This is a genomic window from Acidicapsa dinghuensis, assembly GCF_025685685.1.
In the GTDB taxonomy this organism is placed as follows: domain Bacteria; phylum Acidobacteriota; class Terriglobia; order Terriglobales; family Acidobacteriaceae; genus Acidicapsa; species Acidicapsa dinghuensis.
The window spans coordinates 88314-101053 of sequence record NZ_JAGSYH010000010.1; the positions used below are offsets into that span (position 1 = coordinate 88314).

The window sequence follows — 12740 nt, forward strand, 5'->3', positions numbered from 1 at the left end:
TGTAAGCAAGCAGTTATTTCAAGGTTGAGGTCGAAGATATGTCTAATCGCGGTTCCCTGCCGCTACGGCTACGTGTGAGTTATTTAGCCCTCCCCGCTGCGCTGCTATTTGTCGCAGGATCTTTTCCTGCGATAGCTCAGTCGCAAAACAACGACAATTTTTCGAGTTCCAGTCAGGGGCTTGTTGCGTTCGATGCAGACCCTGCGTTGCCTGCTTCACCGTCGCCTGCGATGGCTGCGGGGCAAAACGGGACTTACGGGTATCACAGCAATAACTGGTCGAGCCGCTTGGCATTTGAAGCGGGTGGAGGCGGGAATGCTCCGATTGGCAACGATCAGCCGTTCATTACGTGGGGCGGCAACTTCACTGTGGGCGCGGGCTACAAATTTACCGATAGATTGAGTGCACTGATCGAATACCAGTTCATGGACAATAAGCTTCCCGGTGGCCTTATTGCCGACGCAGGTGCGGAAGGCGGCCACGCTCATATCTGGTCGTTGACGGTTGATCCGGTGTTTGATCTGTTTCCGAAAGCGAAGAACAGCGTGTATGTGACGGGTGGTGGAGGTTTCTACCGCAAAGTCACGAGCTTTACCGATCCTGAAGAAGTGGAAGAATGCTACTACTTCTGCGGAATTGGTTACGAGAACGTTGTTGTCAGTCATTTCTCCAGCAACCAAGGTGGGGTTAATGGGGGTATCGGATTTACGCATCGGCTGGGAGATTCGAGCATGGGCTATAGCAATATGAAGCTGTATGCCGAAGCCCGATATGTGTGGATCAACACGCCGGGTCTGGATCAGACAGATGGTCTGGGGACCACTGGATTGATTCCGGTTACACTTGGCGTCCGGTGGTAGATTCTCTCTACTCTAGCTCAAGTCTTTTATTCGCCTGCTCTGTGAAGTATCAACGGAGCAGGCGTTTTGTATGGAAGTAATTTGTTTATCCAATGATGGATTTATAGCGAAGCCAGCCGCCCAGCATTACGCAAGCTGGAGTGAGAACAATCATCAATATCTGATATGAGACAGGCTGCTTTCCGCGCTGGTAGACAGCGCTCATGCCTGAGAGCAGCAGTACGACAATGGCGAGAATAAGCGCGTAGTGGAGCGGATTTTCGCGGCCTACGATGCCGGTTACGAAGCCGCCCGCGATAGCGAAGACAAGTGAATACGCCAGATTTGCGATGAGATAGGCAGGGCGCGGGCGATCCTTCACGGCGACCCATTGAGGGGCTTGTTTCGTGAGGATGGTGGTGATGATGCCGGTGGGCAAAGCCATCGTAAGAAAGCCAGCCAGCAGAGCAAGGAATGCGCGGAAGATGTTCATGGTTTACATGCCACTTTCAATCTGCTGCAGGAAGGCTCGTGCGAGTTTCGGTTCGCCGGGGTCGTATTCGCCGTGGATGGTGCAGAGGTCGAGGAACTGATCGCAGAGGGGATCGGATGTTTCGCTCTGGGCGAGGATCGATTGCAGAGCGAAGGCGAGCTCGCGGAGGCGCGCGGCTTCTGGCCATGGTTGTATTTCGGTGGTGTCGGCGGGCAGATGCTCTACATCGGAGAATAGACCGTGACGGCCACGGGTGCACTCTTCAAGACATGCGAGGAGCTGGTCGCGAAAGGCTTGCTGCAGCGATTGGAGTTGAGCGGAATCGATGTGGTTTTCGTGATCCATGGTTGCGCTGCCTACTTTGATTTCATCGCCGCTTCGACTTCATCGGCGGTGTGAGGCAGATTGGCAGCGAGATCGATGAGCTTGCCGTCCTGGCCGACGACGAAAGTATCCTCAATGCGCACGCCGATTTTTTCTTCTGGAATGTAGACGCCGGGCTCGATGGTGAAAACCATGCCGGGCTTGAGAACAGCGGGATAATTCGCGGGATCATGCACGTTGATGCCGACCATGTGGCCGAGGCCATGAATCCAGTAGTCGCTGAGTAGCTCGCCGTGCAGACCTTTGCCGTGGGTGTTGATATAGTTCCACGCGGCGGTGTCGAGTGAGTTGGGATCGAGGTGGCGCGGGTCGTTGATGGTGGACTTGTCGGCGACGAAGGCGGCGATTGCTGCGCGTTGTGCTCCGAGGACGACATCGTAGATCTCGCGCTGGCGTGGCGTGAAGTGTCCGTTGACGGGAACGGTGCGGGTGAGGTCAGAGGCATACATGCTGTACTCGCCTGCGGCGTCGACGACCATGATGTCGCCGTCTTTGAGCGTGGCGGAGTTTTCGGAGTAATGCAACGTGGTGGAGTTGATGCCTGTGCCAACAATGGGCGCGTAGGATGGGCGTTCGCAGCCATTTTCCATAAGCGTAGCGAGGATTTTGCCTGCAATAGCGCGCTCGGTTACGCCCGGTCTGGTGGCCCGCATCATGGTTAGCTGCGCAGCGATAGAAGCGTCGGCGGCTTTCTTAAGGAGAGCCAGCTCGCCCTCGTCCTTAATGATGCGAAGCTCGGCGGTGAGGCCGGTGACATCATGTGTTGCGGGCGCCGCTCCGTTGCCGAGTGTGGTTGCCAGCCAGCTTACGACGGGCTGGGATTGTGGTGCGAGAGGCTGAGTCCAGAGTTTGTAAGCAAGGTTGCGGTCTTTGGAGACGTATTCGTTGAGCAGCTCGGGGAGAGCTGTCATGGGCTGCACTTCGTCGACACCAGCGGTTTGAGCTGCGCCGGGCGTAGCGGCGTCGAGCTTGATGCCGGTGTACTTTTCCATGCGCAGGTTGCGGGTGGGCAGGAAGAGGACTTCGCGATATTTGCGTGGGGCGATGGAGGCCGATGCATTCCCTTGCGATTCGGAGACGATGAGGAGCGCTGCTCCGGGTTCATTCCAGCCGGTGAGGTAGTAGAAATCCTCGTCCTGGCGGTAGGGCATGAAGTCGAGCAGCGGCTCTTCGGCGGCGAAGAGGATGGCTGCTCCGCCATTCAGCTTGGCGGCGAGGGCTACGCGGCGGGCGTGGTAGGTGGTAGCGGGCTGTTTTTCGAGGGCATGGAGAGATGAGATTCCGAGGGTGACGAAGAAGATCAGAAGCAGCGGAGAAGACAAAAAACGCAGGGCACGAGGCATAGGATTAGCGTCGTGTGCGTGGAGGAAAGCTGTCAAGCGCAGAAAGCGGCGAAGAGAATCTAGGCTGCGGGCTTGGCAGTTCTAGCAGCCTTGATGAGGATGCGCAGGGCTTCATTGACTGAAGCGGCATCGGGAAACGCTGCAGCGACATCGGGAGCCAGAAGAACCATTACTGCATCTTTGGGGAAGCGGCCCACATATTTGCCGCGAACGCCGTTCGAAAAGTCATATTCCGGCTGAATGTCGTTTTCCAGATCTTCATTGTCATCGCTCTTCATAATTCCTCCTTTCGCGAGGCTCGGCCTTTCGCGCGCTGATGATGCGAATTGTATTTATATTTTCCGTGTGAATAACGACGAGGAGCAACTGCGAACTTGCTCTGCCGAGAGCGGCCCAGCGCTCCTCCTCTTGAGAATGCGCCAAATCGGGAACAACTAGCAAGAGCGGGTCAAGAAAAACAGTCGCGGCATCTTCAAAGGTCACGCCGTGCTTGCGTTCATTGATGAGAGCCTTTGCGGGATCCCAGACTATCTGAGGTCCCTCGTATTCGCTTGCCATTGCCTCAGGTTACACGCCGACAGGAAACGGTTTGGGGCTGGACTCGTCTTTCGTGTTTGCTCCGCCGGATTTCCAGCGGTCGAAGCGACCCTGGAAGAGGCTCATCAGGCCGGTGTACCAATAGCCCATGACGAAGAGGATCAGGAACGGCGCGGTGAAATAGTTCTGGTTGATGAAGGTGTAGACGATGGCCAGGGCGAAATACGTTCCGATGGCTAGCTCAATCCATGGAGAGAGCAGGAGACGTTTGCGATATTTCTTACCGGCCTTGGACTTTTCGCCCTTTTTCGCAACCGAGTATTTGGGGGTGCGGGCGAAGGCGCTCTTGATGCCGAAGATGGCTTCCATCACGGCTTTGGTGTTGGTCACTGTGAGGCCGATGCCGACAGCCATCAGGAAGGGTAGATAGAGGAAAGTTTTCTTCCATGTGCGCGGGAAGAGCTCGCGTTGGCTCATGACATAGAAGACCGCGATCGACAGCGTGGATGCGGTGAAGAGCGGGAAGTCGATGAGCAGCATCTGGAACCAGCCCTGGTAGAAGCGAATGATCATCGCGGGGATGAGCAGGGCGGTCATGATGACCATGAGCGGGTAGCTCAGGTTGGCGGTGAGGTGGTAGACGGACTCGATCTTGATGCGCAGCGGAGCCTTAGAGCGGAAGACGACCGGTAGAACTTTGATGGAGGTTTGGATGAGGCCTTTCGCCCAGCGTGCCTGCTGGGTTTTGAAGGCGGTCATCTCGATGGGTAGCTCGGCGGGGCACTCGATGTCGGGAAGGTATTTAAATTTCCAGCCGGCGAGTTGCGAACGGTAGCTGAGGTCGGTGTCCTCAGTAAGGGTGTCGTGCTGCCAGCCGCCTGCATCGATGATGGCCTGGCGACGCCACATGCCTGCGGTGCCGTTGAAGTTGAAGTAGTCGCCAGAGCGGGCACGCGCGCCGTGCTCAAGAACGAAGTGGCCGTCGAGCAGGATAGCTTCGATCTGGGTGAGCATGGAATAGTTGCGGTTGAGATGTCCCCAGCGTGTCTGGACCATGCCGATCTCCGGTTCGGCGAAGTGATGGATGACCTTCATGAGCCAGTTAGGCGGGGGAACAAAGTCCGCGTCGAAGATGGCAATGAACTCGCCTTTGGCAATGTGGAGACCTTCTTCGAGTGCTCCAGCTTTGAAGCCATGACGGTTTTCGCGGTGGATATAGACGATGGGGTGTCCGAGAGCGGCGTAGCGGTCGACGATCGCTCGCGCGACCTCTTTGGTTTCGTCGGTGGAGTCGTCCAGGACCTGAATTTCAAGCTTGTCCTTCGGATAGTGCATGGCGCAGACGGCCTCGATGAGGCGATCGACGACAAACTGCTCGTTGTACATGGGCAGCTGCACGGTCACGTATGGCAGTTCGGCAAAGTGCTGAGGCGGCTCAGGATTGTAGTTCTTGCGGTATCTGAAATAGGTCCAGGCGAGCTGGTAGCGATGTACGCCGTAGATAGCCAGCAGGATCATCACGATGAAATATGGGATGAGCAGTGAGGCGTCAAAGGCGTTGAGGGTGTAAAGGCCGCGAAAGGGTTTGTCGGCATTCTGCGTGTGGAGGAAGTGCCGGAAGCCGTTTTGCGGTGCGAAAAAGGCAGAATAATGGGCGGTTTGAAACCCGTGCCACAGTAGGGAAGAAATATGCATAGGACTCGCCATCAAGGCTTTCAGTATGAGCCTCCTGGAACTCCCGTAACTTTCATCATACGGCAAAACATTTGATGCAGATTCCGGGTATGGGGCTGGAAGGGCGCTTTGAAGAGATCAAATGACCCTTTTGAGCAATGGAGGTGGAGCGGATGTGCCTCCAAAATGGGATAGCGGAAGAACTGTGCTCGATATTCCAAGAACATAGATAACCATTGGCAGGTTACTTTCAGGTAGAATTCGTTTGGTTTTTCGATTCACATACTGGAACGATGAAGAGTGCTAGCGATGCTGCCTGTTGTCTTTTCGTGGATCGACATGCAATCCAGCTTCATGACGATGGCAATGGTAAACGGTTCCTGTTTTTTGGCCGAGATACCGCGGTCTGTGATGTGCAGAGGATTGGTCGCAGATTTTGTTTTTCTCAAGGAACGAGTCGTTTTCATACGCTCCGAAGAAGATTCGAAAGACTTTCAATCGAGGTAAATTCATGAGTGCGCATAAAGCTGCTTTGAGGCCGGCGGAACGCTGGTTGCGTTGCCTGGTGAAGACAATCCTTCTCAGCGGAGGGCTGATATCCGGGCTGACGCTGATGGCACAATCGAACCGGCCCGCCCTGATTACGCGGACGGTGGACGATGCGCAGACTGTAACCTTGAGGGGCAATGTCCATCCTCTGGCCACCCGGGCGGCGGATCGCGGGGAAGCTCCGGCTTCGCTGGCGGAGGACCGCATGGTGCTGGTGCTGAAGCGGAGCGCGCAGCAGGAGCTTGGGCTGGAAGCGATGCTCCAATCGCTCCAGGATAAGAACTCGCCGAATTTTCACAAGTGGCTGACACCAGCGCAGTATGGAGCGCAGTGGGGGGCTTCCGATGCCGATATTTCGGCGATCACCGCGTGGCTTCAGTCGTATGGGTTCTCGGTGGCTGGGCCGAATGCGGCGCGGGATGCGATTGAGTTCTCTGGGAATGTGGGACAGGTGGAGCAGGCTTTTCACACTCAGATTCATCTGTATGAAGTGAACGGCGTGATGCATCACGCGAATGCGACGGATCCCCAGATTCCAGCGGCGCTCGCTCCGGCGATTGCAGGGATTGCGTCGATGAACGATTTTGTGCCGAAGCCGCAGATCCGGCGGGCAAACAAGGCTTCCTATAATCCTCGGACGCACAGGGCCCAGCCGAGCCTGACGGGATCGTGGCCGAATGAGATTGGCGCTAATTATCAGGTGTTGCTGGTTGGGCCGGCGGATGCGGCGACCATCTATAACTCACCCAATCCGGCGTTGAACAGCGGTGCTACGGGCTCTGCGTATACGGGAACCGGGAGCAAGATTGGTGTGTTGGGCGACTCGAATATTCAGGGCTCGGGCAGTAGTGGCTACCCGCAGAATCTGAATTACCGCCAGCTCTTTGGTCTTTCGGCTGTGGGGCCGACGGTGGTGGTGGACGGAACCGACCCCGGTGAGACGAACAGCGCCGATACTACGGAAGCGTATCTGGACACAGAGATTGCTGGCGGTATTGCGCCCGGAGCCAGCGTTTATCTCTACATTGCAAAGACCACGTTTTCCTCGTCGGGCGTTTTGCTGGCCGCAGAGCGGGCGCTGAACGATAACATCGTGGACATTCTGAGCATGAGCTTCAGCACCTGCGAAGCGGCACTGGGCACTGGCGGGAATGAATTTATCCAGGAGCTTTGGAAGCAGGCTGCGGCACAGGGTATTTCCGTCGTAGTCGCGACCGGTGATTCAGGATCAGCGGGATGCGACGATCCGACTGTTGATGCGCCTGCTGATTATGGTCTGCAGGTCAACGGACTGGCTTCGACGCCTTACAACGTGGCTGTCGGTGGTACGGATTTTGCGGTTCTTGCGGAACCGAATGGAACAGGGCAGGATTTACTCAACTACGTTTCCGCCGACTCAAATCCAACGACGCTGCTTTCGGCTCTGGGATACATACCGGAAAGCCCGTGGAATGATTCGATTCAAAATTCGCCTCCCGGAGCCTATTCCACGAATATTCCTTACCTCGATGGCATCGGGAATCCGAATATTGCCTCGGGCGGTGGTGGAAAGAGCAACTGTGCTGTTGGTTCGTGGAATGGGACATTCCCAGCCTGCACGTCGGGTTATGCGAAACCCTCATGGCAGGCGGGAACGGGAGTGCCGGCGGATCAGGTTCGCGATGTGCCGGATGTTTCATTCTTTTCTGGAGACGGCTTCAACTACGCAGCATGGGGCATTTGTACCGATCAGGATGCGGATGTCAACGGAAACGCGCTAACCGACTGCACCAAGGACAATAACGGAAACTTCAACATCACGATTATCGGAGGAACTTCGACTGCAGCGCCCACGATGGCCGGCGTGCTGGCGATGTTGCATCAGGCGACAGGGCAACGGCAGGGGCAGGTGGACTACGCGTTGTATAACCTGGCGAAAACTACGCCAAGCGTGTTCCACGATGTTACGAGTGGGAACAACTCAGTTCCGTGTACTTCGGGAACTCCCGATTGCAGTTTGAATACACAGGGCAATTACTTCATGGCTGGTTATGACGCGGGTGTTGGCTATGATCTGGCGACTGGTTTCGGCAGCCTGAATATCAGCAATCTGATCAAGAGCTGGACTGTTGCGGGGTTGTCCACAACGACGACAAACCTGACGGTTACTCCGACGACTGTGCAACATGGTCTACCGATCACAGCCAGCGCAACGGTGACGAGTCAGAACGACTATCCGACGGGCAATGTGATGGTGCTGGCGGATATGGGCAGCACGTCAACGACGATTGGAACGTATGCACTGAATGCGACAGGGAGCACGGGTACGATCGACGTGCCGTTGCTGGCAGGTGGTATCTACAACTTCATTGCGAATTACGGCGGATCGGCTGTGAATACGATGAGCTCGTCTTCACCCGTTGCGGTCAATATCACTCCTGAGCCGAGCACGACGGCGCTAACGGTGAGTGAGACAGATCCGGCGAATGGCTCGGCATACACACAATCCAGTCCGGTGCCGTATGGATATCCGATTTCGATAACGGCTCAGCCGTATGGGAACCATTCCACCGTGGTGAATGGACAGATTGTTCCCGATGGAACGGCTACAGGCACTGTGAGGCTTACGGCCGGTTCTTTGAATCTCGGCACGGACACGCTCGGGTCGGATGGGAAGGTGACGTTGAGCGGTGAGTTCCTGACGCCAGGCAGTTACACCATCAGCGCTGTTTACTCTGGCGACGCGAGCTTTGAACCCAGTTCCGCGACAAAGAGCCTGGTAGTTGCGAAGAACAATACGCAGCTTACGCTTAAGGCAAATCAGACGAGCTACCAGAACAAGCCGTTCGATTTCACCATTACGCTGGCGACTACCAGTGCAGGTGCTGCTCCGACAGGAACAGTGGAACTGATGAGCGGATCAACGGTGCTGGTCAGCGGCACTCTAACCGGGAAGGCAGGCAGCGGGAGTGTTCTTGCCAGCGGGTCGGTGACGTTTAATTCGGTCAATATTCCGGATACGCAGGAAGCGATCACAGCCAGATATTCGGGAGATACGAATTATGCCGCGTCGACTTCGAATACGGTGGACGTGACCGGGGCTCCTCCGTTCACGATTTCGAATCTCAACGTGACGCTGACTTCGGAACACTCGACCAGTGGCGGAACGCTTACTGTGACCTCGACCGGCGCGTATGCGGGAACGGTGGATATCACATGTCAGCTTATTTCTGCTGCCGCGCAGACCTCATCGCCGCCTTTGTGCGGAATGCTGCCTGCCTCGGTTACGGTGACGGCCGGCGGCACGGCGACGACAACGATCCTGTTCTTTGGCAAAGGCTCGAAGCTGCCGAATGGTGTCACGCTGGGCAAGATGGAGTCCGCACCTGGTCCCGGTAAGTGGCTTGCAGGCGGAGGGGCAGTATTGGCGTTCTGTGTGCTGTTTGGCATTCCTGCACGTAAGCGTCGATGGAAAGCGATGATCGTCTCATGCCTGTTACTTGTGGCCATTGGCGGGTTTACAGCTTGTGTGAGCACTCCAAAGTTCATTACAGCGGGCACATATACGTTCCGCGTCACGGGTGTTGACTCGAAGAATGCAAATTTGACGACAACTGCAACTGTGAACGTAAAGGTCTTGTAGGGAAAGATCTTAAACAAGCTGAAAATGGGGCATACCAGCCGTATGCCCCATTTCCTTTTCAGGTGGCCAATATACGAAATTGTGCGGAATGTGACGCCTGGTGTGGACATTCGGCGGGAAAAGCAACTTGGATGTGTAAGCTTACGTCCAATCTGGGTGTATCGAGGGGGACGGTGTTCTACACTGGCTGAACGTACCGCGTTCAGGCCTTGGATCACTGGATTTGTTAGTCTTGGTCCTGCTCGGGTTTATTGGGAAAGGAGCTTTCGTATGGCGAATGATAATCAGCAGGCTTTTGGATGGTTCCTGGCAGGTTTGGGAATCGGGGCGCTGGTGGGAATTTTGTATGCGCCAAAGAGTGGTCGTGAAACGCGTGAAGATATTGCGAACTCAGCCAAGGATGGAGCGGACTTCGTTCGGGTGCGCGGGCGCGAGTATGCCGATCAGGCAGGGCAATACGTGGATCGTGCCAAGGAGCAGGCCGGCGAGTATGCGCATCGTACCCGCGAGCAGGCGAATGAGTATATCCAGCGCGGCAAGGATATCGTAGACCGCGGCCGGGCGCAGTGGGAAGACTTTGTGGAGCGCGGCAAGGGTTTTGTGAACGACCAGTCAGCCAAGGTGTCGGCTGCGGTAGACGCAGGCAAACACGCCTACGTGGAAACTACGGCTGCACCGGGTGAAGGTCCGCTAACGTAATTGAACCTATCGTTGCACGCGAATCGCTTATGATGTGCGGAGGCGCTTGGCGACAGGCGCCCCTCGCGTTTTAACGAGTTTGCGCGACCATTCGTAATTCAGTGAGAGCGTGCCGATGACTTTCCAGAGTGAGACATTACTGATTATTTTTGTGGGGGCGACATGCGCTGCGGTTTTGCTGCAGGCATTTGTTTTGCTGGGGATATTCTTTTCGGTTCGCAAGTCAGCGAAGCTGATCACGGATGCGACGGATGAGCTGAAGACGACGGTGATGCCGATGGTGCATTCCACACGGCAGCTCGTGGATAAGATTTATCCGGAAGTGATCACGGTTACGGACGCACTTGCAGAATTTACAGTGAAGGCTCGCAAAGAAGCGACGCAGATTGATGTTTCTCCTGCGGAGTTGATCAATGGCATCAAGCGGCAGGTGCAGCGTATCGACTCGATGCTCACGGTGGGACTGGATCGTGTGGAGCGAGCAGGGAATGCGCTGGAAACGACGGTTGCCACTCCGGTGCGCCAACTCAATGGCGTGCTGGCGGCGATCAAGGCCACTGTCGATACCTATCGCTCATTTCCCGGTTCGAATGGGAACACGCGCGGCGGAGCTTAGAACGCGGCGGGACGTGGAACTTCCCTCTGACTGTAGTCTGATCTTTTCTTCTTTACGTCTTCCGTAGTTAGATAATCTGCGCGAGGCATTCCATGCGTACTCCAGTCTCTCTTTGCGTTGCGGCATCGGTCGCCGCGATTGTGTTGTGTGGCGCTTTGCCTGCAGTGGCGCAGCCTACGCCGTCACAGTCGCTGCTTGTGTTGTCGAAGCGGAATCACACGCTGTCGATTGTTGACCCAACAACATTTAAGGTGGTGGCGAAGGCGCCGGTGGGTGCCGATCCGCACGAAGTGATTGCTTCATCGGATGGCAAAACGGCGTATGTATCGATCTATGGAGGCGGAGCCTATCACACGCTGAATGTGATCGATCTGATCGGGCAGAAGGCTCTCGCTGACATTGATACGGGAGCGTTGAACGGGCCGCATGGGCTCGCTTTCGTCGGGGGCAAGGTCTGGTTTACCGCAGAGGGTGCGAAGGCCTTTGCGCGCTACGATCCGGCAACACAAAAAATTGATCTGATCCTTGGGACGGGGCAGAACCGGACGCACATGATCTATGTGACGCCGGATGAGTCACATATCTACACCACCAATGTGAATTCGGGCACGGTGAGCTATTTCGAGAAGACGGAACAGACGCTGAGGCCGCCGCCGATGCGGCCGGGCGGCCAGCAGGGGCCTCCGCCGGGACAGCAGGGACCACCGCCCGGAATGCCTCCCGGGGTTGGTGGACCACCCCGAATGGACTGGAATCAGACGGTGATTCCTGCGGGGCCGGGCGATGAGGGATTTGATGTTTCGCCGGACGGAGGCGAGCTCTGGACCGCGAACGCGCATGATGGGACGCTTTCGGTGATCGATCTGAAGGCAAAGAAAAATGTGGCGACGATTCAGGCTGATGTCGAAGGTGCGAACCGGCTGAAGTTTACGCTGGATGGGAAATATGTCCTGATCTCGATGCTGGGTGGCGGGAATCTTGTCGTCTACGATGTGGCTTCGCGCAAAGAGTTTAAGCGAGTGCCGATTGGGCATGGGGCTGCTGGGATTCTGATTGAGCCTGATGGCAAGCGGGCGTTTATCTCGTGCGGGCCGGATAACTATGTGGCGGTAGTAGACCTGAGTAGCTGGCAGGTCGTAGGGCACATTGAGGCTGGTGGTGAGCCGGATGGGCTGGCTTGGGCGACTCAGCAATAAGGCCGCTCTGAAGATCGAGACAGAGCTACTGGCTTAGTGGCTCTGTGAATTTCAGTTCGTTGCCGAACTCGTCTTTCACGCGAAAATCGCGATTGCCCCATGACTTGCGTAGTATCGGCTGCGTGATGTCCGCACCCCGTTGCGTCAACTCGGCATGCAATGTTTCGAGGTCTTCAGTAAATATGTGAATTGCGACAGGCGTGGAGGAGGTGGGATTGTTGCGGAAGAGATGGATAGCAATCTCTTCACGCTCTACGATTGCGTAGTCTCCCTGTGGCATCTCCATTACGGACTGAAAACCTAACTTTTGCTCGTAATACGCGAGTGAGCCCTTCAGATCGGAGACGGGGAATTCTGGCGCGATGCGGACAAGTTTGATCATGGCCTATCCTCCGGACGCCTGATGGACCTTAATCGTACCTTAGAGAATCCAACCGCTGCCGAGGATTCTGTCTATAGCAGACGCCCGGCCTGAATGAGAGGGAGGCCAAAGCACCTTTCCGTGGCCGCTACCAGATCCGGATGCAATAGATTAAAGCCTGCGGTTAGATCGGGGAAAAGCCATTTTCCAAATTCGAACTCAACCCAGAACCGTGCGAAGCCCCCTCCGGGCACCTCAATGTGCTTTCCTGTCCAGGGGTTTGTGAAGATTCCAACTGTGTCTTTGGGACCGTTAGGGTCATCGAACCTGATCTCGCCTTCTCCGGAGTCTACCCACTTGTCACTAGTGCAAACGGTGTCGGGTCGAAGATTACATCTAGCAGCACACAGATAATCATCTTTGAAAG

At 55.9% G+C, this 12740-nt stretch carries 12 protein-coding genes; 5 read left to right on the plus strand and 7 right to left on the minus strand.

Annotated features, from left to right (window positions below):
* Positions 1–38: 38 nt before the first annotated feature.
* Positions 39–860, plus strand: a complete 822-nt coding sequence (locus OHL22_RS23410) for a porin family protein (protein WP_263342232.1) — start codon at positions 39–41, stop codon at positions 858–860.
* Between the two features lie 85 nt (positions 861–945).
* Here the strand turns inward: OHL22_RS23410 and OHL22_RS23415 are convergent, their stop codons facing one another.
* Genes OHL22_RS23415 through OHL22_RS23440 form a run of 6 tightly spaced genes read right to left on the minus strand, consistent with a single transcriptional unit; the run spans position 946 to position 5291 of the window.
* Positions 946–1332, minus strand: a complete 387-nt coding sequence (locus OHL22_RS23415) for a hypothetical protein (RefSeq protein WP_263342233.1) — start codon at positions 1330–1332, stop codon at positions 946–948.
* A gap of 3 nt (positions 1333–1335) precedes the next feature.
* On the minus strand, positions 1336–1677 hold the full coding sequence (locus OHL22_RS23420; RefSeq protein WP_263342234.1) for a hypothetical protein: 342 nt from the start codon (positions 1675–1677) through the stop codon (positions 1336–1338).
* A gap of 11 nt (positions 1678–1688) precedes the next feature.
* Positions 1689–3059, minus strand: a complete 1371-nt coding sequence (locus tag OHL22_RS23425; protein WP_263342235.1) for a M24 family metallopeptidase — start codon at positions 3057–3059, stop codon at positions 1689–1691.
* 59 nt (positions 3060–3118) lie between these two features.
* The gene (locus OHL22_RS23430; RefSeq protein WP_263342237.1) at positions 3119–3337 is read right to left on the minus strand and encodes a hypothetical protein; all 219 of its coding nucleotides are present in this window, start codon (positions 3335–3337) and stop codon (positions 3119–3121) included.
* Positions 3324–3617 carry a BrnT family toxin gene (locus tag OHL22_RS23435; RefSeq protein ID WP_263342238.1) on the minus strand — a complete coding sequence of 98 codons (294 nt, stop codon included), beginning with the start codon at positions 3615–3617 and terminating at the stop codon, positions 3324–3326. Before OHL22_RS23435 ends, OHL22_RS23430 begins: the two co-directional genes overlap by 14 nt.
* Before the next feature lie 9 nt (positions 3618–3626).
* Positions 3627–5291, minus strand: coding sequence for a cellulose synthase family protein (locus OHL22_RS23440; RefSeq protein WP_263342239.1), 1665 nt, complete (start codon positions 5289–5291; stop codon positions 3627–3629).
* Between the two features lie 490 nt (positions 5292–5781).
* Here OHL22_RS23440 and OHL22_RS23445 point away from each other — a divergent pair, with 490 nt between their 5' ends.
* From OHL22_RS23445 to OHL22_RS23460, 4 genes are all read left to right on the plus strand, one after another.
* Entirely contained in the window at positions 5782–9441 is a 3660-nt protein-coding gene (locus OHL22_RS23445) for an Ig-like domain repeat protein (protein ID WP_263342240.1), read from the plus strand.
* Positions 9442–9711: 270 nt separating this feature from the next.
* Positions 9712–10140: a YtxH domain-containing protein gene (locus OHL22_RS23450; protein WP_263342241.1), complete on the plus strand. Its 429-nt coding sequence runs from the start codon at positions 9712–9714 to the stop codon at positions 10138–10140.
* A 115-nt stretch (positions 10141–10255) separates the two neighbouring features.
* Complete coding sequence (locus OHL22_RS23455; protein ID WP_263342242.1) at positions 10256–10756, plus strand: hypothetical protein; 501 nt, start codon at positions 10256–10258, stop codon at positions 10754–10756.
* Between the two features lie 92 nt (positions 10757–10848).
* Positions 10849–11952, plus strand: coding sequence for a YncE family protein (locus OHL22_RS23460; protein WP_263342243.1), 1104 nt, complete (start codon positions 10849–10851; stop codon positions 11950–11952).
* A 25-nt stretch (positions 11953–11977) separates the two neighbouring features.
* Here OHL22_RS23460 and OHL22_RS23465 read toward each other — a convergent pair whose 3' ends face one another.
* Positions 11978–12334: a bleomycin resistance protein gene (locus OHL22_RS23465; RefSeq protein ID WP_263342244.1), complete on the minus strand. Its 357-nt coding sequence runs from the start codon at positions 12332–12334 to the stop codon at positions 11978–11980.
* Between the last annotated feature and the right edge of the window lie 406 nt (positions 12335–12740).